Origin of the sequence: Micromonospora sp. NPDC049047 (assembly GCF_040649135.1) — a bacterium.
GTDB lineage: Bacteria > Actinomycetota > Actinomycetes > Mycobacteriales > Micromonosporaceae > Micromonospora.
Window position 1 is genome coordinate 92,893 of sequence record NZ_JBEZEY010000017.1, and the last position, 23,747, is coordinate 116,639.

Consider the following 23,747-nt stretch of genomic DNA (forward strand, 5'->3'; position numbering starts at 1 on the left):
GGGCGTCAGCCCTGGCCCGGCACGCCGGGCGCGGCTGGGGCATGATCCACTCGTGTTCATTGAAACCGCGGCATCAAGTCGCCAGGACACCCCGACATCATGAAAACCGTGTCGATCAAGGCCGCCTGGGAGCCGGGAGCGGCTAGACCCAGCCGCACCAGCAACGGTAGGTGACGAAACCCCGCGCCGACGTGACACAGAGTGCCCCCGACGGGTTTCCGGGGAGCCCGCCCGGCGCAGGGATCAAGCTTGACCGCCCGGAGCCGGGTGGGCTCCCCGGAAACCCGGACCGCAACCGAAGACAGCCGCATCCGCCCGCGCAAACCCGGGGTTGCCGGCGGCGGCGCGGCTGTTCGTGGTCGCGGGTCCGGGCTTCCGGCTGTGGGTGCGGCTGTTCGTGGTCCGGGTTTCCGGCGGCGGTGCGGCTGTTCGTGGTCCGGGCTTCCGGGAGCGGGTGCGGCTGTTCGTGGTCGCGGTCCCGGATAGCCCGGCCGCAACCACAGACGCCGGGATCGGCCAGAGGCGACGCTCAGGCAGCCGGCCAGTCCTGGGAGGCCATACGCGGCGAGACCGCCCCCGGAGGGGCGGCCTCGAGCCAGGAGAGGAAACCGGTGACGGTAGACCGCGCCATGGCGATCTCCACCGGTGCGTGGTGACTGGTACAGCGGAGGATCACCCAGTCGGCCGGCATGGAGAGGCGTTCCTGACCCTCCGGCAGCCGGCGGCGTTCGACCGCCAGATCTTTGCGGGAGAGCACCCGCTTGGGTCGGATCGCGAAGCTGAACATTCGGTACCACCGCAGCTCGTCACCGGCGAACCGGCCGAAGCCGGGCGACCAGCCACGGCCGTCGAGCATGGTGGTGACGCGGACGCTGAGCCGGATGATGCCACCGCTGCGGGTGACCAGGGCTCGCCGGACGAAGAGGGTGAGCAGCGCGCCGAGGATGACGACTACGCCGATCCCGATTCCTTCGACGATGTCCATCCCCGGTGTGGCTCAGCGGCTCTGCGCGGAGACCGGGGTTGCGCTCTCGGCCAACACGGTGACGCCGTCGGCGCTCACCGAGAGGAAGCCGCCGGCCACCTCGTAGGAGACCTGCTCACCGCCGGCGAGCTTGATCCGGACCTGACCGGGCTCCGCGAGCTGGCCGAGCAGCGGGGCGTGCCCCGGGAGAACGCCCAGCTCGCCTTCGGTCGTCCGGGCGACGACCATCTCGGCGTCACCGGACCAGACCTTCTCCTCGACGGCGACGAGCTCGACGTGAAGCTGCTTTGCCACGCTGTCTCCTTGCTGCGGCTACGGATTGCCGAAAGTCTAGCCTGACGCGCCCGGGCTCCCAACGCGGGTGGGCGAACCCGCGCCACGACTACTTGGTCTTGTTCACGAAGTTCGGATGCTCCAGCAGGAAGGGGTCGAGCTGCTCGTTGTGCAGGGCGGTGAAGAAGTCCGGGACGTCCGGTTGGAACTGCTCACCGAGGTAGGCGCCCCGGCTGTTTTTCAGCTCACCACCCTGGAGCTTGATCATCTGGATGGTGTTGGGGCGGATGTCCTTGAGGGCGAGCCCGAAGTCGACGACGCTGCTGCCCCGACCGTTGAAGATCAGCGACTGGCCGGCGGCGCGGAGCACCTTGTCCAGCTTGAGCGGGTTGGCCACCACGTCGGCGCTGAACGCCTGGCCGACCATGGCCTTGACGAACTGCTGCTGGTGGCGCTGCCGGCCGTAGTCGGAGTCCGGCACACCGTTCTTCGGGTAGCGCTGCCGGACGTAGTCGAGCGCCTGCCACCCACTGAGGTGCTGGTTGCCCTTCTTGTACACCGCCTGCGGGCCGACGTAACCCTCGCCGTACGTCTTGCCCGGCCGCGGCTTGCCGTCCGGCTGCTTGTGCTCGGACTTGACCTCGCGCTCGATGTACATGTCGACGCCACCCATCGCGTCGACGATCTTCTGGAAGCCGGTGAAGTTGATGATGGCACCGGCGTCGAACCGCTTGATGCCCGTCACGTTCTGCACGGTGGTGGCGAGCAACTCGAAGCCCCGCGCCGCGTCGGGGTTGGCCCCGGGCACCTTGCTGCCGTACGACATCGCTGCGTTGATCTTCGTGGTCTCGCCCGGGAAGTTCGCCTTCTTGAACGGCGGGATCGGCACGTAGAGGTCGCGCGGCAGGGAGAAGAGGTAGGCCCGGTCCATCGACGCCGGCACGTGCAGCACCATGATCGAGTCGGCCAGCGGGGCGGCCGTCGGCGTACGGGGGTCGATGCCGACGAGCAGGATGTTGAGGGGACCCTTGATGTCGCTCTTCTTCGGCTGGGCGCCCGCCGCCTGGTCACCGAAGAGGTCCGCCTTGCCGACCGCACCCTCGTAGCGGGCCATCAGGGCCTCCGTGCCGACCAGCACCGCGCCGCTGAGCACGACAAGCACGGTGCCGAACACCGTGCAGAGCCTGGCCCAGCGCGGGACGCCGCGCCAGACGGAGGACTTGCGGCCACGCTTGCCGGCCTTACCCACGAGCAGCTCCGTTCGTTACGCCCACAGAGAGGAAGACGGGCGCACGTCGTCGAAAGGTTGCAGAGATCAACGCTCGTTCGGGTGAGCGTGCGGATAGAACGTATCTCGGGTTCTTCGCTCTGGACGACCCCGAGTAACGGACCGCGACGATGGTAGGACGTGAAAGTGAACAAAAGACTGCCCCGGCATTGCCGGGGCAGTCTTTTTGGTACGGGGCGAATGGGGGCTTCTCAGCCCTTCATCAGCTCCTCAGCCTTCTTCTCCAGGTCCTCGAGACCGCCGCACATGAAGAACGCCTGCTCGGGGAAGTGATCGTACTCACCCTCGCTGATCTTCCGGAACGCCTCGATGGTCTCCTTGATCGGGACCGTCGAGCCCGGCACGCCGGTGAACTGCTCCGCCGCGTAGGTGTTCTGCGACAGGAAGCGCTCGATCCGCCGGGCCCGGGCCACGGTGATCTTGTCTTCCTCGGAGAGCTCCTCGATACCGAGGATGGCGATGATGTCCTGCAGGTCCTTGTAGCGCTGCAGGATCCGCTTAACCTCGGTGGCGACCTGGAAGTGCTCCGGACCGACGAACTCCGGGGCGAGGATCCGGGACGAGGACGCCAGCGGGTCCACGGCCGGGTAGATGCCCTTGTCGGAGATCGACCGCTCCAGGTTGGTGGTCGCGTCCAGGTGGGCGAACGTGGTGGCCGGGGCGGGGTCGGTGTAGTCGTCCGCCGGCACGTAGATCGCCTGCATGGAGGTGATGGCCTGGCCCCGGACGGAGGTGATCCGCTCCTGGAGCTCGCCCATCTCGTCGGCCAGGGTCGGCTGGTAACCCACGGCGCTCGGCATGCGGCCGAGCAGGGTGGACACCTCGGAACCGGCCTGCGTGAAGCGGAAGATGTTGTCGATGAAGAGCAGCACCTCCTGCTTCTTCACGTCCCGGAAGTACTCCGCCATGGTCAGCGCGGAGAGCGCCACCCGCAGCCGGGTGCCCGGCGGCTCGTCCATCTGGCCGTAGACCAGCGCGGTCTTGTCGATGACGCCGGACTCGGTCATCTCGGCGATGAGGTCGTTGCCCTCACGGGTGCGCTCACCCACGCCGGCGAACACCGAGGTACCACCGAAGTTGCGGGCAACACGGGTGATCATCTCCTGGATGAGCACCGTCTTGCCCACGCCCGCGCCGCCGAACAGGCCGATCTTGCCGCCCTTGACGTACGGGGCAAGCAGGTCGATGACCTTGATGCCGGTCTCCAGCATCTCGGTCTTCGGCTCCAGGTCCGCGAAGGCCGGGGCCTTGCGGTGGATGCCCCACCGGTCGTCGGCCTCGAACGTCTCGCCCTCTTTGAGGTTGAGCACCTCGCCGATCGCGTTGAACACCTTGCCCTTGACCGCGTCGCCCACCGGCACCGTGATCGGCTCGCCGCGGTCACGCACCTCAGCACCGCGAACCAGGCCGTCCGTCGGCTGCATCGAGATCGCGCGGACCAGGTTGTCACCCAGGTGCTGGGCGACCTCCAGGGTCAGCGTCTTCTCACCGCCGGACAGGTTCACGTTGACGTTGAGCGCGTTGAAAAGGGCCGGCATGGCGTCGCGCGGGAACTCGGCGTCGACGACCGGGCCGATGACCCGGACCACGCGACCCGTGGCCGTCTTGGTCTCTACTGGTGCAGTCATCACACTTCACTTCCCGACGCGGCCAGCGCGTTCGCGCCGCCGACGATCTCGCTGATCTCCTGGGTGATCCCGGCCTGGCGTGCCGAGTTCATCTCACGCGTGTACTTGTCGATCATGTCTTCGGCGTTGTCGGTGGCGCTCTTCATCGCTCGCCGCCGTGCCGCCGACTCGCTCGCCGCCGACTCGATCAACGCCGCGTAGATCCGCGTGTTGATGTACCTCGGCAGGAGCGCGTCGAGCAGCGCCTCCGCCTCCGGCTCGAACTCGTACGCCGGCAGCAGCCCCTCGGAGCGCGGCCGGTCCTCGACCTGCATCGGCCCGAGGATCTTGGCAACCGGGGTCTGCGTCATCAGCGAGTGGAACTCGGTGTAGACGATGTGCAGCTCGTCGACGCCGAGCACCCCGTCCGCACCGGCCCCGCCGTCGACGTCGTCCGCACCTGCGGTGAACGCCTTGATCAGCGTCTCACCCACCATGCGGGCGTCCTCGAACGAGGGCTGCTCGCTGAACCCCGTCCAGTTCGCCTCGATCGGCCGGTCGCGGAACCGGTAGAACCCGACGCCCTTACGCCCGATGACGTAGAGCACCGGCTCCTTGCCGTCCGCCCGGAGCCGCGCGATGAGCGACTCCGCCGTCTTGATCGCGTTGGAGCTGTAGCCGCCGGCCAGGCCACGGTCGCTGGTGACCAGCAGGACGCCCGCCCGCCGCACCCGCTCACGCGGGGTGAGCAGCGGGTGGTCGATCCGCGCGTTGGACGCCAGCGCCGTGAGCACACCGGTGATGGCCTGGGCGTACGGCAGGGACGCCTGCACCCGGGCCTGGGCCTTGGCGATCCGGCTCGTCGCCACGAGCTCCATCGCCTTGGTGATCTTCTTCATCGACTTCGCCGAGCGGATCCGTTGACGAAGAACGCGTACCTGGGCCGCCATCGGATCAGCTCTCGGCCGGGCGGTCGGTCGTGCCGTCGCGGAAGCGGGTCACCGTCTCGCGGTTCTGCTCACCCTCCAGCGGCGCGGCCGGCGCGTCGTTGACCTTGCGCTCGTCCGCCTTACCGAGGAAGACCTGCTTGAACTCGGTGATCGCCGCGTCCAGGGAGTTGACGATGTCGTCGCCCCACTGGTTGTCGGCGATCGACGCCAGCACACCCGCGTGCTTGTGCCGCAGGTACTGGAGGAACTCCGACTCGAAGCGCCGGATCTCCCCCACCGGGATGTCGTCCAGCTTGCCCTCGGTGCCGGCCCAGACCGTGACGACCTCTTCCTGCACCGGGAACGGCGAGTAGTTCGGCTGCTTGAGCAGCTCGACCAGCCGGACACCGCGGTCCAGCTGGGCCCGGGATGCCTTGTCCAGGTCGGAGGCGAAGGCGGCGAACGCCTCCAGCTCGCGGTACTGGGCCAGGTTGAGCCGCAGCGAACCGGCGACCTTGCGCATCGGCTTCACCTGCGCGGCGCCACCGACCCGGGAGACCGAGGTGCCGACGTTGATCGCCGGACGGACGCCCTGATTGAACAGGTCGGTCTCCAGGAAGATCTGGCCGTCGGTGATCGAGATGACGTTGGTCGGGATGAAGGCCGAGATGTCGTTGGCCTTCGTCTCGATGATCGGCAGACCGGTCATCGAGCCGCCACCCAGCTCGTCCGAGAGCTTCGCGCAGCGCTCCAGCAGGCGGGAGTGCAGGTAGAAGACGTCACCCGGGTACGCCTCGCGGCCCGGCGGGCGACGCAGCAGCAGCGACACGGCCCGGTACGCCTCGGCCTGCTTGCTCAGGTCGTCGAAGACGATCAGGACGTGCTTGCCGCCGTACATCCAGTGCTGCCCGATGGACGAGCCGGTGTACGGGGCGATGTACTTGAAGCCGGCCGGGTCGGACGCCGGGGAGGCCACGATGGTGGTGTACTCCATCGCGCCGGCCTCCTCCAGCTGGCCCTTGATCGAGGCGATGGTGGAGGCCTTCTGGCCGATGGCGACGTAGATGCAGCGAACCTGCTTCTTCGGGTCGCCGGTCTTCCAGTTGTCCCGCTGGTTGAGGATGGCATCCAGGGCGACAGTGGTCTTGCCGGTCTTGCGGTCGCCGATGATCAGCTGCCGCTGACCCCTACCGATCGGCGTCATCGCGTCGATCGCCTTGATGCCGGTCTGCAGCGGCTCGAACACCGACTGCCGGGACATCACGTTCGGAGCCTGCAGCTCCAGCTCGCGGTAGCCCTCCTCGGCGATGTCGCCGAGACCGTCGATCGGCTGGCCGAGCGCGTTGACCACGCGGCCGAGGAAGGCGTCGCCGACCGGAACCGAGAGCACCCGGTCGGTGCGCTTGACGCGCTGCCCCTCCTCCAGCTTGGCGGAGTCACCCAGGACGACGACGCCGATCTCCCGGACGTCGAGGTTCAACGCCACGCCGAGCGTGCCGTCCTCGAACTCCAGGAGCTCGTTGGTCTTGGTCGAGGGAAGGCCCTCGACGTGGGCGATGCCGTCGCCGGTGTCGGCGACGGTGCCGACCTCCTCGCGGGAGACGTCGGACGAGTAAGAGGAGACGTAGCGCTCCAGGGCGCCGCGGATCTCCTCCGTCGAGATGGTCAGCTCGGCCATCCTCTGCTTCCTTAAAATTCAGGGGCCCGGGATACCTAGTACCGACCGGTCCGAATGGCGTCTGTCAATCCGGGCGCTGAGCGGCGCAGCCGCCCCGACGCTGGGCGGCGGAGCCGCTCAGCCGCTGGGCGGCGAGCCGTTCAGCGCTTCGCGAGCGCGTTGCGGGTCTCGTTGAGGCGACGAAGGATGGTGCCGTCGTACAGGTCGGAGCCGACCCGCACGCTCACGCCACCCAGGACGTGGGGGTCGACCGTCTGCTTGACGGAGACCTCTCGACCGTATATCCCGGCGAGGCTCGCACCCAGCCGGCGCTCCTCCTCGTCACTCAACGGGGCTGCCACGGTGACGTACGCCACCTGACGGTCCCGCCGTGCGGCGGCGAGTTCCACGAGCCGGGTGAGCGATCCGCTGAAGGAGCGGCCCCCGAACCCGCCGAGCGCCGCCTCGACGAGGCGGACGGTGATCGGGTGGGCCTTGTCGGCGAGCAGTTCACGGACCAGGGCGGCCCGGTGCTCGATCGGAGCCGCCGAGTCGGCCAGCGCGTTGCTCAGCGCCGACTGACCCATGACGACCTGACCGAAGCGGAACAACTCGTCCTCGACCTCGCCGAGGTCGCCAGCCGAGTCGGCGCTGGCGAGCAGCGCCTCCACGCCGAGCCGCTCGGCGCCGTCGAGCAGCTCCGACGGTGCCGACCATCGGCCGGAGACCAGCGTGGCGAGCAGGTCCAACGCTTCCGCGTCGATCTTGCCGCGCAGCATGTCGCCGAGCAGGCCGGCACGGTCCGCGCCGGACCGTGCCGGCTCGGACAGCGCCCGACGCAGCCGCGGCTCACGCCGCAGCAGGGTGGCCACGGAGAGGATCCCGGCGGCGGCGTTGGCCACCGCCAACGGCTCCGCTCCGCGGACGTACGTCTCCAGCTGCTCCGCCGCGGCCTGGTACGACTCCCGGCTGGCGGCCTGCATCAGCGGGCCCCCGTGCTCTCGAGGCCGCTCAGGAACCGGTCGACGGTGCCCTTGCGTCGCGCCTCGTCGGCAAGCGACTCACCAACGATCTTGCTGGCCAGGTCCACCGCGATGGTGCCGACCTCCGCACGCAGCTCGCGCACGATGGTGGCCCGCTCGGCGGCGAGTGCGTCCTTGCCCGCCTGGATGACCCGGTCGGACTCCTCCCGCGCCTTGGCGAGGATGTCCTGCCGGATCCCCTCGGCGTCGGCCCGAGCGTCGTCACGGATCTTGGCGGCGTCGGTCCGAGCCTCGGCGAGCTGGGCACGGTACTGCTCGAGCAGCTGGTTCGCCTCGGCCTGGGCGGCCTCGGCGCGCTTGATGCCACCCTCGATCGCGTCGACCCGAGCCTGGAACGTCTGCTCCATGCGCGGGAAGACGAACTTCATCAGCACGAAGCAGAGGACGATGAAGGCGATCGACCCAACCACGACCTCCTGCCAGAGCGGGATGATCGGGTTGTGGGTGGACTCACCACCCTCAGCGGCGAGGAGAAACATGGGTGACCTCCCGGTCGAGGGGCGAGATTAGAGCTGGCCCTGCCAGATGAAGCCGAAGGCGATGCCCAGCAGCGCGAGCGCCTCGATGACGGCGAAGCCGATCCAGACGTACGGCAGGGTCATCCGCGACGACTCCGGCTGACGGGCGGTCGACTGGATGTAGGCGGCGAAGACCAGGCCGACGCCGATACCCGGACCGATGGCCGCGAGGCCGTAGCCGATGGCGGCGGTGCTGCCAACGACACCTTCTGCGGCGGCGACGTAATCCATTAGTGGTTCCTCCTGGTTATCACGCGTGTCTCTCACGCGGGACGACAACGGTTGGTGCGGTGGATCAGTGCTCGTCGGCGAGCGCGCCCTGCACGTAGCTCGCGGTCAGGACGGTGAAGACGTATGCCTGCAGGCAGATCACCAGGAACTCGAGGAAGGTGAGCGCGATGGTCATCACCCAGGAGAGCACCGAGACCGGCGCCAGCCAGGCGTTGGCGCTCAGCATCGCGAAGCCGCCGAGCGTGAAGACCAGCAGGAGCATGTGCCCCGCGAACATGTTCGCGAAGAGACGGACGGCCAGCGAGAACGGCCGGACGATGAAGGTCGAGAAGAGCTCGATCGGGATCAGCAGCGGCAGGATGAACCAGGGCGCCGGCGGAACCAGGGAGTTCTTGAAGTACTTGGCGAAGCCGTGCTTCTTGATGCCGACGTAGTTGAACAGCACGTAGCTGATGATCGCGAGGAACGCCGGGAAGGCGATGTGCGAGTTCGGCGAGATCTGGAAGAACGGCACGATCGCGAAGAAGTTCGTCAGCAGCACGAAGCAGAACAGCGTGGTGAAGTACGGCGCGAACCGCACACCCTGGTGCCCGATCATGTCGACAGCGATGTTGTTGCGCACGAAGCCGTAGATCGACTCGGCGAGCCACTGCTTCTTGGTCGGCACCAGCTGCGGCTTCCGGTACGTCGCCAGGAAGAAGATGATCAGGACGCCGACCGCGACCCAGACCATCGCCGTGATCTTGGTGAACCAGTACGAGTCGTGCGCACCCCAGGGCAGGATGCTGGGCAGGTAGAAGTCCTCCACGCTGGGTGGGAATGCCGCCTGGCCCGCTGCCAGAACGTTCGCCTGTCCGAACACCGCGTCCCTTCCTAAGTAGGCGTGCCGAGTCGGCGGACGACCAGGATGATGCCCCCGGCCATACCGAGCACGACGCCGATCCCGGTGGCGACGCCGCCGGTGTCGAGCCACTGGTCAACAAGCCAACCGATGAAACCCCACACGAGCATGCCTCCGATGAGGTAGCTGAGCGCGGTCCAACCCTGGCCGGCACCGGACGGATAATCGTCCGGGTCACCGGCAGGACGGGGGGTTTGGTCATCAGCCATGACGGGGCGAACGATATCAGCCGGGAAGACGAGGCTGTGCCTCACCCCCCGCACAACCATCGTTGTGTGGGCATCTCGTGGGCGCCGTCGTCTGTGGGCACGCTACTCCCCTTCCGCCCGTCGGAAAATGACCGGAGGCCGACACATTCCCGCGCGTCCGAAACGTGGGACGCCCGACGGGTCAGCCGTGCACCCGACGGGCGTGCACCGTGGTCAGCCACCAGATGTGCACTGCCGTCCACACTGCCACCCCGGCGACGATGCCGAGGCAGAGCGGCACCAACCCCGCCCAGCCGGTGGACGCCACCGCCACCAGCACCCCACCCAGCAGGCTGAACTTCAGCACGTACAGACCCAGGCCGAGCGGCAGCAGCAACTGCGGGTTGACCTGGTCGGCCCGGGCCAGCACCACAGTGGTGAGCGTGTAGCTGAGCACCGTGACGCCGACCCCGGCCGCCGCGCCGATCGCCGCCGTCGCGCCGCCGGTCACCGCACCGACGACCGCCGCGACAACGGCCAGCGCCAGCGACGCGCCGAGGAGCACCGGCAGGTGCCGCAACCGCCACCGCCGGTCGGCGGCGGGCTCGACCACCCCGGGCTCAGCCACGGGGGTACGCCGGGAAGGCCGCGGCCAGTTCGGCCACCTCGGCGCCGATCCGGGTCAGCGCATCGGTGCCACCCGGTGCCCCCGGGTCCGTGCGCACCGCGCGGGCGATCAGGGCGGCCACCTGCCGCAGCTGCCCCTCGCGCATCCCCTGAGTGGTGACGCTCGGCGTGCCCACCCGGATGCCGGAGGCCACCAGCGGCGGCTGCGGGTCGTACGGGATGGCGTTCTTGTTGAGCGTGATCGCGGCGGCGTCGCAGCGGGCCTCGGCCTCCGCGCCGGTCACCCCCACCTCCCGCAGGTCGATCAGGGCGAGGTGGGTGTCGGTGCCACCGGACACCGGGCGCATCCCCTCGTCGGCCAGCCCGGCGGCGAGCGCCTGGGCGTTGCTGACCACCTGCTTGGCGTACGTCTGGAACTCCGGCTGGGCGGCCTCGCGCAGGGCGACCGCCTTGGCCGCTACCGCGTGCATCAGCGGGCCACCCTGGGTGAAGGGGAAGACCGCCTTGTCGATCCGCTGGGCCAGCGACTCGCGGCAGAGGATCATGCCGCCGCGCGGGCCGCGCAGCACCTTGTGGGTGGTGGCGCAGACGACGTCCGCGTACGGCACCGGGGACGGGATCGCCCGGCCGGCCACCAGGCCGATGAAGTGCGCCGCGTCCACCATCAGGTACGCGCCGACCTCGTCGGCGATCTCCCGGAACCGGGCGAAGTCGATGAGCCGGGGGTACGCGGTCGCGCCACAGATGATCAGCTTGGGTCGGTGCGTGCGCGCCAGGTCGCGTACCTCGTCGTAGTCGATCAGCTCGGTGTCCGGGCGGACCGGGTAACCGACCGGGTGGAACCACTTGCCGGAGAAGTTCACCCGACTGCCGTGGGTGAGGTGCCCACCGTGCGGCAGGTCCATCGCCAACACCGTGTCGCCCGGCTGCACCAGCGCCGCGTACGCGGCCAGGTTGGCGCTCGCCCCGGAGTGCGGCTGGACGTTGGCGTGCTCGGCCCCGAAGAGCTCCTTGGCGCGGGCGATGGCGATCTCCTCGGCCCGGTCCACCTCTCCACAGCCGCCGTAGTAGCGCCGGCCCGGGTAACCCTCGGCGTACTTGTTGGTGAGCGTCGAGCCGAGCGCGGCAAGCACCGCCGGCGAGGTCAGATTTTCGCTGGCGATGAGCTGCAGGCCACCGCGCAACCGCTCCAGCTCGCCGAGGACCACCCCGGCGATCTCCGGGTCGGTCGCGGTGAGCTGCGCGAAATCCGGCCCCCAGAAGGTGCTCGTCTCGGTCTCCACAGCGAACGAGTCTAGGTGGCCGCAGACTGGGACCTGTGAGATGCCTCGTCACCGGAGCCACCGGATACATCGGCGGGCGGCTGACGCCGCTGCTGCTCGCCGAGGGGCACATGGTGCGTTGCCTGGCCCGCAAGGCGGTCCGGCTGCGCGATGTGCCCTGGGCCGCGACGGCCGAGATCGTCGAGGGGGACCTGAGCCGACCCGACACGTTGCCTGTCGCCTTCGCCGACGTGGACGTCGCGTACTTCCTTGTGCACTCACTCGGCCGGCCCGACTTCGAGGCGGCCGACCGGGCGGCGGCGACGAACTTCGCGGCGGCGGCCCGCGCGGCCGGCGTACACCGGATCGTCTACCTGGGTGGGCCGGAGCCGGCGGCCGACGAGGAGGTCCCCTCCCCGCACCTGCGCTCCCGCGCCGAGGTGGGTCGGATCCTGCTGTCCAGCGGGGTGCCCACGGCGGTGCTGCGGGCTGCGGTGATCATCGGGTCCGGCTCGGCGTCGTTCGAGATGCTGCGCTACCTGACCGAGCGACTACCCGCCATGGTCACTCCGCGCTGGGTCGGCAACCGGATCCAACCCATCGCGGTCCGCGACGTGCTGCACTACCTGGCCGGCTGCGTCGCGCTGCCGCCGGAGGTCAACCGGGGCTTCGACATCGGCGGACCGGACGTGGTGACCTTCCGCGAGATGATGCAGCGCTACGCCCGCGTGGCCGGGCTGCGCCGGAGGATCATCGTGCCGGTCCGCCCGCTCACCCCGTCGCTCTCCTCGCACTGGGTCGGCCTGGTCACCCCGGTGCCGAACGCGATAGCCCGCCCCCTGGTGGAGAGCCTGATCCACGAGGCGGTGGTGCACGAACACGACATCGCCCGGTACGTTCCCGACCCGCCCGGCGGGCTGACCGGCTTCGACACCGCGGTGGCGCTCGCGCTCGCCAAGGTCCGCGACGCCCAGGTGGAGACCCGCTGGTCGAACGCGAGCGGCCCGGACGCCCCCGCCGAGCCGCTGCCCAGCGACCCGGAGTGGTCCGGCGGCAGCGTCTACACCGACGTCCGGGAGACGGTGGTGGACGCCCCGCCGGCGGCGCTCTGGCGGGTGATCGAGGGAGTCGGTGGCGAACACGGCTGGTACTCGTTCCCGCTCGCCTGGTCGATCCGGGGCTGGCTGGACCGCCTGGTCGGCGGGGTCGGGCTGCGCCGGGGTCGACGCGACCCGCACCGCCTCCAGGTCGGTGAGGCGCTCGACTTCTGGCGGGTCGAGGAGATCGTCCCCGGCGAGCTGCTGCGGCTGCGCGCCGAGATGCGGGTGCCCGGCCGGGCCTGGCTGGAGATGCGGGCGCTGCCTGGCGAGGACGGCCGCAGCCGCTACCACCAACGCGCCGTCTTCCTGCCCCGTGGTCTGGCCGGGCACGCCTACTGGGGCTCGGTGGCACCGTTCCACGCCGTGGTCTTCGGCGGGATGGCCCGCAACATCGCCCGCAACGCCGAACAGCCCCCCTGACCCACCCCGGCCTCAGTTGCCGGTGCGGGCCCCGGTGAGCTGGAAGGCCGTTCGTTCGCTCGGCGGGACGAAGTCGCGTACCGGCTGGCCGCGCAGGGCGGTGGCGAGCACCTCGCCGACCGCGTCCACCATCTGGGCCTGCACGGCCTGGCCGACCGCGTCCCGGGGATCGTCCGGGTTCGCCGCCATCGAGGCGACCGCGAGCTGCGGTGTGAACGCCACCACCGTCTCCGTCTCGTACCGCTCCGAGCTGCCGGTCTTGCCCGCCACCGGTCGGCCGAGCCGGGCCCGCAGGCCGGGTGCGGTGGCGCCGTCGCAGCGCCCGTACATCGACTGGTCGCCGACCGGGCAGCGCGCCGCGTCGGTGGCCGCCCGAGCCACGTCGACGTCGAGCACCTGCCGGCAGTCCGGCTTGGCGGCGTCGACCGGCCGACCATCCGCGTCGGTGACCGACACCACCGGCAGCGGCGCGCACCAGGTCCCCTCGGCTGCCACAGTGGCGTACGCGGTGGCCAGGTCCAGCGGGGTGGTAGCGGCGACGCCGAGGGTGAACGGACCCCAGTCCTTCGCACCGTAGCGGGCCAGTCGCGCGTCGTCGTCGGCGCGCAGCACGATCCCGAGCCGCTCGGCCATCTCCACCACCCGGTCGGCACCTACCTTCTCGGTGAGCCAGGCGAAGTAGGTGTTCACCGACCGGCCGAACGCGGTCCACATGGTGCGGGGGCCATCCATCGAGGATGGGCTGGCGTTCGCCGGGCACCAGTGGCCGTCGCAACTGGCCTCCCCGGTCACCGGGAATCGGGTGAGCAGCTGGGTGGGGGCCACGAAGTCGGTCGACAGCGGCAGGCCCGCCTCAAGCGCGGCAAGCATCGTGAAGAGCTTGAACGTCGAACCGCCCTGGTATCCGTCGATCGCGCCGCCACCGCCGATCAACTGGTTCACCGTGTTCGGGCGGTTCTTCTGCCCCGTCGGGTTGTCCCGCACGCTGTAGACCCGGTTCACCGACATGGCCAGCACCCGCCCGGTGCCCGGCTGCACCACAGCTGTCGGCACCGCCTCGGCGGCCGACGGTTGATAGATCTTCAGCACCTGCTCGGTGGTGGCCCGCTGCACCCCCGGGTCCAGCGACGACACGATCGAGAACCCGCCGCGCCGCAGTGCGCGCTGCCGCTCGTCGGCGGTCGCCCCGAACGCGGACTGGCTGCTCCACCACCTGGTGAACCAGTCGCAGAAGAAGCCCCAGTCGTTGTGCTCGTCGGGTACGCCGGTGCAGTCGTTCGGGGTCTCGCTGGGCCGCAGTTGCAACGGTTCGGCCCGTGCCGCAGCCGCCGCGTCCGCCGGCACCTGCCCGGACTCCACCAGCCGGGTCAACACGTACGACCGTCGTGCCAGCGCGCTGTCGGCGTCGCCGTTGATCGGGTCGTCGCTGTCCGGCGAACGGACCAGGCCGGCCAGCAGCGCCGCCTGGGCCAGCGTCAGCTCGGCCGGGGACCGGGAGAAGTAGCGCTTGCTGGCCGCCGCGATCCCGTACGCCCCGGCGCCGAAGTAGGCGATGTTGAGGTAGCGGGTGAGGATCTGCTCCTTGTCGAGTTCGCGCTCCAACGCGAGCGCGTACCGCATCTCCTGGAGCTTGCGGGCGGTGGTGACCTCGGTGGCGGCCACCCGCTGCGCCTCGGTCAGCCGGGGGTCGCTGCTGAGCACGTTGCGGACGTACTGCATGGTCAGCGTGGAGGCCCCCTGCCGGGTCTTCCCGTCGCGGCTGTTGACGGTGAACGCGCGTACCACGCCCCGCAGGTCCACCCCGCTGTGCTGGTAGAACCGGACGTCCTCGGCGGCCACGATGGCCTGGCGCATCACCGGGGCCACCTCGTCCAGCGGCACGTCCACCCGGTCCTCCTGGTAGAAGGAGGTGATCAGGGTGGTGCCGTCGTTGGCGTAGAGGTTGGAGCGCTGCGCGGTGGGCGGCGTGCGGAGCGTGTTCGGCAGCTCCGAGTACGGCGTGGACAGGGCGCTGAAGCCGATCCCGAACACCAGGGCCACTGGCAGGGCGGCTGCGGCCAGCACCAGCCCGGCCAGCACTCCGGCGATCACCACGGTCAGCAGTTTGTCGAGATGGGCCCGGATCATCAGCTCTCCCCGCAGGAGCCGGTCACGCTAGGACCCGTTCAGAATGACCCGGAATGCCGCTTTCGCCCCGGGTTTTCCCCAAACCCGGAGGAAACTCGCACCGCGCTCAGGGCAGCAGCGCGCCGGCCAGCGGGTGAACCGTCTCCTCGATCTCGTCGGCGACCCGGCTGAAGCACTGGTCACCACGACCCCAGGGGTCGTCCAGATCGTCGGTCGGCAGCGCCGAAGCGCCCAACCGGGCGTCGTGGGCCGCTGCCACCAGGGCCACCCCCCGGGCGTACACGGCCTCCGGGGTCGCGTCACCCGGCGGCAACGCGGCGGCGTCCACCGCCGCCAGCAGCCGACCGAACTCGCCGAGCACGAACGTGCGGGCCGCCGCGTCCGGCCGCAACGCCACCACGTACTCCTGCTGGTCGGCGGTGGCGGTCAGGACCAGGTCGGCGGCGTCGATGTGGTCCGAACGCAGCTTGCGCGCGGCGAACCCCTCGACGTCCCCACCACGGCCGGTGACCTGCCGGGCCGCCGGCGGATTCATCTCCTCACCCGCGTGCCAACCACCGGTGCCGGCGCTGTGGCTGTGCACCAACCCGTCGGCCTGGGCCGGATCCTGCCCGCGCCGGGTCAACCGCTCCCGCACCGCGAGAGCGAGCAGCCGCTCCGCCATCGGAGAACGGCAGATGTTGCCCATGCAGACGTGCAGCACCGTGAACGGGGGCACTCAGACCGCCCGACCGTCAACGAGGTCCGGCACGACGTCGCGCAGCTTCTCCAAGGGGATCGCCCCGGCCCGCAGCAGCTGCGGCACCTCACCGGTCAGATCCACGATCGTGCTGGGCACCGGGTCCGGGCACGGGCCGGCCTCCAGGTAGGCCCGCACCGAGTAGCTCAGCTGGTCCCGTGCCTCCTCGGCGGTCACCGCGGCGGGCTGGCCGGTCTTGTTCGCCGACGAGACCGCCATCGGGCCGGTCTCCCGCAGCACCTCAAGCGCCACCGGGTGCAGCGGCATCCGCACCGCCACCGTGCCCGTCTTGTCACCCAGGTCCCACTGCAGGCTCGGTGAGTGCTCGACCACTATCGTCAGCGCACCCGGCCAGAACGCCTCCACCAGGTCACGGGCGGCCGTGGGCAGCGAGAAGACCAACCCGTCAAGGGTGTGCCGCGAGCCGATCAGCACCGGCGGCGGCATCTGCCGACCCCGGCCCTTGGCATCCAGCAGCGCCTTGACCGCGTAAGGCGTGAACGCGTCAGCGCCGATCCCATAGACGGTGTCCGTCGGGAGGACGACAAGCTCGCCGTTCTTGACCGCCTCGATCGCCGCAGCGATGCCGCGGTCCCGATCGGCGGACGACCGGCAGTCGTAGAGCATCACGAGGAGTCAGTCTGCCACGCCACCCCGATCGGGGCGTGCTGGCCGTCCGCCCGTCGGGATGCGGTGGCGTAACGGGGACGTCCGGTGAGGTCCAGATGCGCCGTGACAGCGGTGAACCCGCCGTCCCCGGCCAGTAGCGCGGGGACCGCCGCGCCGTGGGTGTCGTCGTGCTCGACCCCCACCACGCCGCCCGCGCGCAGCAGCACCGCCGCCCGACTCACGACGGGACGGATCACCGCCAGGCCGTCCGCACCGCCGAAGACCGCCGCCGCGGGGTCGTACCCGGCCACCTCCGGCGGGACCACCACGTCATCCGGCACGTACGGCGGATTGCACAGCAGCACGTCCACCGCGCCCACCAGGCCCGCCAGCAGGTCCGGTGCTGTCACGTCCGCCTCGACCACCTCGATCGGCCGGTCCCCGGCGGCGGCCCGCTCCGCCGCGTTGCGGCGCAACCAGGCAAGCGCCTCCGGGGACCGCTCCACCGCGATCACCCGTGCCGCGGGCAGCTCCTGAGCCACCGCCAGCGCTATCGCTCCCGACCCGCTGCACAGGTCGACCACCACCGGGTCGGTGCGGCCCCGGGCCTGCTCGACACCCCAGCCGGCCAGCAGTTCGGTCTCCGGCCGGGGCACGAAGACGCCCGGGCCGACCGACAGTTCGAGGTGCCGGAACCCGGCCCGGCCGGTCAGGTGCTGCACCGGCTCCCGAGCGGCACGCCGACGCGTCAGGCCGTCGAGCCGCGCCACCTGCTCGCCGCTCAGATCATCGGCGAGCGCCAGCCGCCCCCGGGGCACCCCGAGCACGTACGCGGTAAGCAACTCGGCCTCCGCCCGGGCCGAGCCGATCCCGGCGGCGGCGAGCGCACGGGCCACCCGAGCCACCGCCGCGGACGGACGGATGGGGCCTGTCCCTCCCGGGGGGTGTTGCGGCAGAGTGGTCACGCGATAATCATGATGCGTCGCGGGCGGTGCGACCAACGGGTGCGCGACGGCGCGCACGACAGGAGGTTGGCGGGTGGGCTGGCTCGACCGGGTCGACGACCAGGTTGATGCCCTCACGCGCGCCCGCGCGCTGCAGGAGGCCAGTCGCTCCGCGGAGTCCTACGTCCTGTTGGAACGTGTGATCCGCACCACCACCGACCCGGCAGCGCGGGCGGACGCGATGGTGCAGCGCCTGTCCGCACTGATCAATCTCGGTCGGACGGCGGAGTTCACCAGGGCCATCGAGGAGGCGTCGGCAGCCGTCCGCGACCTCGCCGAGCCCTACCTGCACGGGCACCTCAACGCGCTCGCCGCGCTCGCCGCACACCACCAGGGCGCCCTGGACCGCTGCGTCACCCACCTGGTCCGCGCCGCGCGGGCGCTGGGCGCCGTCGAGGACCCGGACCGGGACACCGCCTGGGGCTGGCACGACCTGGCCATGGCGTACAGCTACCTCAGCTTCCACGGGTACGCCCTGGGCGCCATCGAACGGGCCCGGCAACTCGGACTCACCGCCGGGATCCCCGAGGAGACGTTCGCCGCGCCGGGCATCCGGCTGCGCAACGCCGTGGCACTCGACCACAACGGCGACAGTGACGGCTGCCTGCGGGTGCTCCGGGACGTGGCCGCCGACCTGGACCGCTTCATCCGTTCCGGGCGGGCCGGCCGGCTGCGCCCGAGCAGCCTCGCCGCGTACGGCTACGCGGCGGCCCGCCAGGCCGCGCTCGGCGACCCGGTGGAGACCGACGGGAAAGCCGAACCGGCCCGCCTGATCAGCCACGGTGGGGACAGCTCCCGGGCCCGCGACATGCGTCAACTCGGGCAGGTGTGCCTCGCCGTCGCCGACGGGCGGCCGATCGAGGCGGTCACCCGGTTGGACACCATCCACGTGTCGAACGAGACACTCGGCGCGGCCGAGCCGGCCCGGCTGCGAAGCATCGCGCTGGCCCGGGCCGGCGACCACGCGGCAGCGCACCGGGCCGACCGACTGGCGTTCCGGCTCGCCGCGCAACGCAACGACCGGCTGCGCGACGTCTACATCGACGGCATCGCCGCCCGGATCGACCACGAGGAGATGCGCCGCGAAGCGGCCCGGTACGAGGGCGAGGCGTTGACCGACCCGCTCACCGGGCTGCCCAACCGGCGCCGGCTGGAGCGCTACATCACCGCCGTGGTCACCCGGGGCGACCGGGTGGTGATCGGTGTCTGCGACCTGGACGGCTTCAAGGCGGTGAACACCCGCCACGGGCACCACTCCGGCGACCTGGTCCTCCAACGCATCAGCGGGGTGATCAACCGGGTAATGCGCCGGGGTGACTTCGTGGCCCGCTACGGCGGTGACGAGTTCGTGGTGGTGCTGCCGGACACCAACATGGCGGAGGCCGCCGAGGTGGCCCGCCGGATCGAGGCCGCCGTCCGACTCGAGGACTGGGAGTCGCTGGTGCCGGGGACCCCGGTCGGGGTGAGCATCGGCTTCGCCGAGGTCTCCGGCGGCGGTGGGCTACGGGAGGCGCTCAGCGTCGCCTTCGAGCAGGCCGACCGGGAGATGCTGCGCGCCAAGACCCGCCCCCGCGCAAGCTGACCGCCGGGCAGCCGGGCCCCCGACAGTCGTGGTCGAGGCAGCCGGGCCCCCGACAGTCGTGGTCGATCAAGGACTTCTGGTGCCTGACAAAAGCCTCACCGCACGACAATCCACCCACCACGACTCCATGATCGGCGGGGGCGGGGGCGGGGCGGGGTGGGGTGGGTGGGTGGGTGGGGGTGGGTGGGTGGGTGGGTGGGTGGGTGGGTGGGTGGGGGTGTGTTAGCGGCGGGTTAGTTCGGTGTCGCCGGCGAGGCGGGCTGCGCGGTCGGCTTCGGCGAGCGCGTCCAGCACCCCGTCGAGGTCACCGGCGAGTGCCAGGTCCAGGTTGTACGCCGTGTAACCGATCCGGTGGTCGCTGATCCGGTTCTGCGGGAAGTTGTAGGTGCGGATCCGCTCCGAGCGGTCCACGGTGCGCACCTGCGCCTTACGGGCGTCGGAGGCGGCGGCGTCGGCCTGCTCCTGCGCGGCGGCGAGCAGCCGGGCCCGCAGGATGCGCATGGCCTGCTCCCGGTTCTGCAACTGGGACTTCTCGTTCTGGCAGGAGACGACGATGCCGGTCGGCAGGTGGGTGATCCGTACCGCCGAGTCTGTGGTGTTCACCGACTGGCCACCCGGGCCGGACGACCGGAACACGTCGATGCGCAGATCGTTCTGATCGAGGGTGACGTCGACGTCCTCGGCCTCGGGCAGCACCAGCACCCCGGCGGCGCTGGTGTGGATGCGACCCTGCGACTCGGTGACCGGGACCCGCTGCACCCGGTGCACGCCGCCCTCCCACTTGAGTCGCGACCAGACACCGTTGCCGCCCTCCGGCACACCCTTCGTCTTGATCGCCAGCGAGACGTCCTTGACCCCACCGAGGTCGGAGTCCTGGGCGTCGATCACCTCGGTGATCCAGCCGTGCCGCTCGGCGTAGCGGGTGTACATCCGCAGCAGGTCGGCGGCGAACAGCGCCGACTCCTCGCCACCCTCACCGGCCTTGATCTCGACGATCACGTCCTTGGCGTCGTGCGGGTCGCGCGGGATGAGCAGTTCGGCGAGGCGCTCCTCCAGCATCGGCACCGAGCCGGCGATGGAGTCCGCCTCGTCCGCGAAGGACGGGTCCTCGGCGGCCAACTCGCGCGCGGCGGCCAGGTCGGCCCGGACCTGCTCCAGCTCGGCGGCGGCCTTGTGCAGCGGCACCAGCTCCGCGTAGCGGCGACCCACCCTGCGCGCGGTGGCCTGGTCGGCGTGGATGGCCGGATCGGCCAACCGCTTCTCCAGCTCCGCGTACTCGTCGAGGAGGGCGGCCAGACGCTCGCTGCTCATGCTGCGGAAGCTCCTTCGACGGTGCGACACCGGGCCGGCCCGGGAGCCGGCGGCGCGTGGAAGACAGGCGAAACGCGGACGGCGCCCGCGTCCGGTGGAAAACCGGACGCGGGCGCCGAACGGGGAGTTACTTGGCCTTCTTGGCCTGAACCTTGGCGTACTTCTGCTGGAACTTCGCGACCCGGCCGGCGGTGTCGAGAACGCGCTGCTTACCGGTGTAGAACGGGTGGCAGGCGCTGCAGGTCTCGACGTGGATCGCCCCGCCCTTGGCGGTGCTGCGGGTCGTGAACGTGTTGCCACAGGAGCAGCTGACCTCGGTGGTCACGTACTCCGGGTGGATGTTTGCCTTCATCGCCTCGGTCCTCTCGTTGGTGGTCGCCGGGTCGCCGTCATCGCTCGTCGCGCCGTACACGACGGGCTCGGGCGTGAACCGGAACCGGTGGCCGATTGACCAGTGTGCCATGGGCCTGAACCGACCCGGTAATCGGGCGGCACACCTCGTCCGGCATCGTCAACACGTGCTCCCTCCTCCGCATTCCCGCCGTCCGGCGAGGCATTCGCCCACCCGGCGGGCCGTCGCCGCGTACCCCGCCGGGGGTACGCCCCAGCCGCCGCAGAGGTGCCGATGACCCGCCTGATCGCCACCCGGGGACTGCCCGCCTCGGGCAAGACGACCTTCGCCAGCACACTCCAGCCGTCGGTGGTCCGGGTCAACCGGGACGACCTGCGTCGGATGCTGCACGGTGCGCGGCTCTTCACCCAGTGGGCCGAGGCCCAGGTGACAGTCGTCCAGCGGGCCCAGGTCGAGGCGTTGCTGCGGGCCCGGGCGGACGTCTGTGTGGACGACACCAATTTGCGCTCGCGGACCCTGCGCGACTGGGCTGAGCTGGCCGCCCGGCACGGCGCCGACTTCGAGGTGCACGACTTCACCGACGTACCCCTTGACGAGTGCCTGCGCCGCGACGCCGCCCGTCCGGAGGCCGACCAGGTCGGCGCGGACGCGATCCGCCGGCTGCACGAGCGGTACCTTGCGGGGCGCGCCCTGCCGTTGCCGGTGCCGACGGCCCGCACCGGACGCCCCGCCGCCGTGCACCCGCCGTCGACCGAGCCAACCGAGATCGTCCTGGTGGACATCGACGGCACCGTCGCGTTGGCCGTGTCCCGCAGCCCGTACGACATGACCCGGGTGGGCGAGGACGAGCCGAACGCTGCGGTGATCGCGGCGGTCCGGGCGATGCACGCGGCCGGGTACGGGGTGGTCTTCTGCTCCGGGCGGGACGCCTCCGCGCGGGAGGCCACCGAGGAATGGCTGGCCCGGCACGTCCGGGTGCCCTACCTCGGCCTGCACCTGCGGGCCGTCGGCGACTCTCGGAAGGACTCGATGGTGAAGCGGGAGATCTACGACCGGGAGATCCGGGACCGGTACCGGGTGGCCGGCGTCTTCGACGACCGGGTCCAGGTGGTCCAGATGTGGCGGGCCCTCGGGCTCACCGTGTTCCAGGTGGCCGAGGGCGACTTCTGAGGTACGTCCGGACGGCCCCCTGGCGCGTGCGGGGGGCCGTCAGGGTGCCGGTGGCCGGGTCGAATCGGGCGGTGTGCCACTGGCGCACCCCGGCCGCCCCGCCGATGTGCACCCCGGGCGAGGCGGACCAGTCGGCGCTCACCGGTGCGGCGACCGGGACCGTGCGCCCGCCGGGCTGGGTGAGCGTGGCGGTGACCGTAGCCGGGGTGCCGACCGCCACGCTGGCCGGGGCGTTCAGCGCGAGCCGGTCGGTGTGGGCGTGGAACTCCGCGTCCACCCAGCGTGGCCCCTCGGCGAGCGGGTCACGACGGGCCCGGTCGGCCTCGGCCGGTGTCACCGGGTCCACACCGAACTCCGTCCAGCCCGTGAAGCCGCCCTGGTCGGCGGGGGTCGACGGCGTCTTGCCCGAGTTGCCGTTGATCACGTACGGCACCCCGTCGACCCGGTCGGCGTGGAAGGTGCCGACGTGCCCGCCCACGAACAGCGCACCCTTGCCGGTGCGGTGCTGGAAGTCGGCCAGCCACTGTTCCAGCAGCGCCGCCTCCTTGCGGTCACCGAGCTGGCTGGCCTGCGCCGGGCTCGGATCCCGCGCCGGGTGGTGGTGCAGGACGACGACCGAGCCGACGCGCCTGTCGGTGGCCGCCGCGTCCAGCGTCTCGCGCAGCATCCGCACCTGGTCGAACCCGCCACCCCGCAGCGTCCCGGTGGACGAGTTCAGCGTGACGAACCGGGTGCCGGCGTGGTCGAACACCCGTGAGGTGGCGCCGAACGCGGCAGCGAAGTTGCTGATCGGGGCGCCCATTATCTCGTGGTTGCCGGGGACGTAGTACCAGGGCAGCGCGTCGCCGAGCTCCTCGTCGAGGATGCGCCGGGCCAGCGCGAAGTCGGCCGGATAGGCAGTGTCCACGAAGTCACCGTTGATCAGCAGGAAGTCCGGCCGGGCGGCCTTCACCTCGCGCAGCGTCCGCCGGGCCTGGGCGACCAGGTCGCTGTCCGGGTCGGCGGCGACGAACTGGGCGTCGGAGAGCACCGCGAACCGCCAGGGGGCACCGTCCACAGTGCCGTCGCGGACCACCACCCGGTCGGTACGCGGGGCCACCGCCGGCACGTCGACCGTCGGCGGCACCTTCGCCACCAGGTCATCGATGATCACTTCGCTGGTGTACTGCGCGGCGGCGTTGGTCTCGGCCACGTAGAAGCGGCGCACCCGTACCGGGTACTGCACCCCGGCCGGCACCGCGAACTCCACGTACCGCCAGCCGGTCCAGGTGATCAGCGGGCCGCGCAGCACGTGCTGGGTGTCCTGGGCGTCGTGCAGGTGCAGGCTCGGCCACTCCCCGGTGCCGTTGCCGTGGATCCACATGCCGAAGGCCTGCGGCTGGCCGGGCACCTCGATCCAGGCGGGCGGGTCGGCGTACGCGGCCCGGGTGCCGGTGGACTGGCTGAAGTCGTACGACATCTTCAGGCCGGTGCCGGTGTGACCCGGCGCCGGCGCTACCGAGCCGCTGGCGCGGGCCTGGCTGAACCGCCAGGACGCCGCGTCGTCGAAGCCGGCGACCGGCACGTCGGTCAGCCCGACAGTGACCGGCAGGACCGTGCTCGTCCGTCCGACACGGACGGTCACCACTGCGGAGCCGGTGTCGCGCAGCGCGGTGACGGTGAGGTTGCCGTCCCGGTTCGGGGTGATCCGCAGCAGGTCGTGGTCGTAGTCGACTGCGAGGTCCGCCGGCTCGATCGGCGCGGTGTTGCCCTCGGCGTCGTAGCCGACCACTCCGACCAGGGCGTTGCCGTCCCGGCCGGTCAGCCCGACCCGTGGCACCGTGG

The 23,747-nt window shown here is 70.9% G+C and carries 23 protein-coding genes; 3 read left to right on the forward strand and 20 right to left on the reverse strand.

Annotated features, from left to right (window positions below; all coding sequences use genetic code 11):
- Positions 1-529: 529 nt before the first annotated feature.
- The 13 genes from AB0B86_RS24175 to glyA all read right to left on the reverse strand — a co-directional run bounded on the left by AB0B86_RS24175 (position 530) and on the right by glyA (position 11,530).
- Positions 530-985, reverse strand: coding sequence for a DUF2550 domain-containing protein (locus AB0B86_RS24175; RefSeq protein ID WP_357412303.1), 456 nt, complete (start codon positions 983-985; stop codon positions 530-532).
- Between the two features lie 12 nt (positions 986-997).
- Positions 998-1,279, reverse strand: coding sequence for a F0F1 ATP synthase subunit epsilon (locus AB0B86_RS24180; RefSeq protein WP_357412305.1), 282 nt, complete (start codon positions 1,277-1,279; stop codon positions 998-1,000).
- Between the two features lie 88 nt (positions 1,280-1,367).
- Positions 1,368-2,513: an LCP family protein gene (locus AB0B86_RS24185; protein ID WP_357412339.1), complete on the reverse strand. Its 1,146-nt coding sequence runs from the start codon at positions 2,511-2,513 to the stop codon at positions 1,368-1,370.
- A gap of 224 nt (positions 2,514-2,737) precedes the next feature.
- Positions 2,738-4,174, reverse strand: coding sequence for a F0F1 ATP synthase subunit beta (atpD, locus tag AB0B86_RS24190; protein ID WP_357412307.1), 1,437 nt, complete (start codon positions 4,172-4,174; stop codon positions 2,738-2,740).
- Positions 4,174-5,103 (reverse strand): F0F1 ATP synthase subunit gamma, encoded by a 930-nt coding sequence (locus tag AB0B86_RS24195; protein WP_234588723.1) that lies wholly within the window; start codon positions 5,101-5,103, stop codon positions 4,174-4,176. Before AB0B86_RS24195 ends, atpD begins: the two co-directional genes overlap by 1 nt.
- 4 nt (positions 5,104-5,107) lie before the next feature.
- Positions 5,108-6,760 (reverse strand): F0F1 ATP synthase subunit alpha, encoded by a 1,653-nt coding sequence (atpA, locus tag AB0B86_RS24200; protein WP_357412308.1) that lies wholly within the window; start codon positions 6,758-6,760, stop codon positions 5,108-5,110.
- A 140-nt stretch (positions 6,761-6,900) separates the two neighbouring features.
- Complete coding sequence (locus tag AB0B86_RS24205; RefSeq protein WP_357412310.1) at positions 6,901-7,722, reverse strand: F0F1 ATP synthase subunit delta; 822 nt, start codon at positions 7,720-7,722, stop codon at positions 6,901-6,903.
- A complete protein-coding gene (locus AB0B86_RS24210) occupies positions 7,722-8,261 on the reverse strand; it encodes a F0F1 ATP synthase subunit B (RefSeq protein ID WP_357412313.1) in 540 nt (179 codons plus the stop codon). The genes AB0B86_RS24205 and AB0B86_RS24210 overlap by 1 nt, the downstream gene beginning before the upstream one ends.
- 27 nt (positions 8,262-8,288) lie before the next feature.
- Positions 8,289-8,531, reverse strand: coding sequence for a hypothetical protein (locus tag AB0B86_RS24215; RefSeq protein ID WP_088949916.1), 243 nt, complete (start codon positions 8,529-8,531; stop codon positions 8,289-8,291).
- A 64-nt stretch (positions 8,532-8,595) separates the two neighbouring features.
- Entirely contained in the window at positions 8,596-9,393 is a 798-nt protein-coding gene (gene atpB, locus AB0B86_RS24220; protein WP_357412315.1) for a F0F1 ATP synthase subunit A, read from the reverse strand.
- A gap of 11 nt (positions 9,394-9,404) precedes the next feature.
- Complete coding sequence (locus tag AB0B86_RS24225; protein ID WP_357412317.1) at positions 9,405-9,641, reverse strand: hypothetical protein; 237 nt, start codon at positions 9,639-9,641, stop codon at positions 9,405-9,407.
- A gap of 181 nt (positions 9,642-9,822) precedes the next feature.
- Complete coding sequence (locus AB0B86_RS24230; protein WP_357412319.1) at positions 9,823-10,248, reverse strand: hypothetical protein; 426 nt, start codon at positions 10,246-10,248, stop codon at positions 9,823-9,825.
- On the reverse strand, positions 10,241-11,530 hold the full coding sequence (glyA, locus tag AB0B86_RS24235; protein WP_357412321.1) for a serine hydroxymethyltransferase: 1,290 nt from the start codon (positions 11,528-11,530) through the stop codon (positions 10,241-10,243). Before glyA ends, AB0B86_RS24230 begins: the two co-directional genes overlap by 8 nt.
- Before the next feature lie 35 nt (positions 11,531-11,565).
- Between glyA and AB0B86_RS24240 the strand changes: the two genes are divergently transcribed.
- A complete protein-coding gene (locus AB0B86_RS24240) occupies positions 11,566-13,029 on the forward strand; it encodes an SDR family oxidoreductase (protein ID WP_357419859.1) in 1,464 nt (487 codons plus the stop codon).
- A 12-nt stretch (positions 13,030-13,041) separates the two neighbouring features.
- On the opposite strand, the gene AB0B86_RS24245 is transcribed toward AB0B86_RS24240, so the two are convergent.
- From AB0B86_RS24245 to prmC, 4 genes are all read right to left on the reverse strand, one after another.
- Positions 13,042-15,156 carry a transglycosylase domain-containing protein gene (locus AB0B86_RS24245; RefSeq protein WP_357412325.1) on the reverse strand — a complete coding sequence of 705 codons (2,115 nt, stop codon included), beginning with the start codon at positions 15,154-15,156 and terminating at the stop codon, positions 13,042-13,044.
- 106 nt (positions 15,157-15,262) lie between these two features.
- On the reverse strand, positions 15,263-15,874 hold the full coding sequence (locus AB0B86_RS24250) for a phosphotyrosine protein phosphatase (RefSeq protein ID WP_357412327.1): 612 nt from the start codon (positions 15,872-15,874) through the stop codon (positions 15,263-15,265).
- On the reverse strand, positions 15,875-16,522 hold the full coding sequence (locus tag AB0B86_RS24255) for an L-threonylcarbamoyladenylate synthase (RefSeq protein WP_357412341.1): 648 nt from the start codon (positions 16,520-16,522) through the stop codon (positions 15,875-15,877).
- A complete protein-coding gene (gene prmC, locus AB0B86_RS24260) occupies positions 16,522-17,469 on the reverse strand; it encodes a peptide chain release factor N(5)-glutamine methyltransferase (RefSeq protein ID WP_357412329.1) in 948 nt (315 codons plus the stop codon). The genes AB0B86_RS24255 and prmC overlap by 1 nt, the downstream gene beginning before the upstream one ends.
- Positions 17,470-17,542: 73 nt before the next feature.
- Here prmC and AB0B86_RS24265 point away from each other — a divergent pair, with 73 nt between their 5' ends.
- Positions 17,543-19,090, forward strand: a complete 1,548-nt coding sequence (locus tag AB0B86_RS24265; protein ID WP_357412331.1) for a GGDEF domain-containing protein — start codon at positions 17,543-17,545, stop codon at positions 19,088-19,090.
- A gap of 222 nt (positions 19,091-19,312) precedes the next feature.
- Here the strand turns inward: AB0B86_RS24265 and prfA are convergent, their stop codons facing one another.
- Positions 19,313-20,401, reverse strand: coding sequence for a peptide chain release factor 1 (gene prfA, locus AB0B86_RS24270; protein ID WP_357411025.1), 1,089 nt, complete (start codon positions 20,399-20,401; stop codon positions 19,313-19,315).
- 127 nt (positions 20,402-20,528) lie between these two features.
- Positions 20,529-20,753 (reverse strand): 50S ribosomal protein L31, encoded by a 225-nt coding sequence (gene rpmE, locus AB0B86_RS24275; protein ID WP_007464546.1) that lies wholly within the window; start codon positions 20,751-20,753, stop codon positions 20,529-20,531.
- A 273-nt stretch (positions 20,754-21,026) separates the two neighbouring features.
- Between rpmE and AB0B86_RS24280 the strand changes: the two genes are divergently transcribed.
- Positions 21,027-21,923 (forward strand): AAA family ATPase, encoded by an 897-nt coding sequence (locus AB0B86_RS24280; protein ID WP_357411027.1) that lies wholly within the window; start codon positions 21,027-21,029, stop codon positions 21,921-21,923.
- Here AB0B86_RS24280 and AB0B86_RS24285 read toward each other — a convergent pair.
- Positions 21,889-23,742 carry a metallophosphoesterase gene (locus tag AB0B86_RS24285; RefSeq protein WP_357419860.1) on the reverse strand — a complete coding sequence of 618 codons (1,854 nt, stop codon included), beginning with the start codon at positions 23,740-23,742 and terminating at the stop codon, positions 21,889-21,891. The two genes, AB0B86_RS24280 and AB0B86_RS24285, sit on opposite strands and share 35 nt — an antisense overlap.
- Between the last annotated feature and the right edge of the window lie 5 nt (positions 23,743-23,747).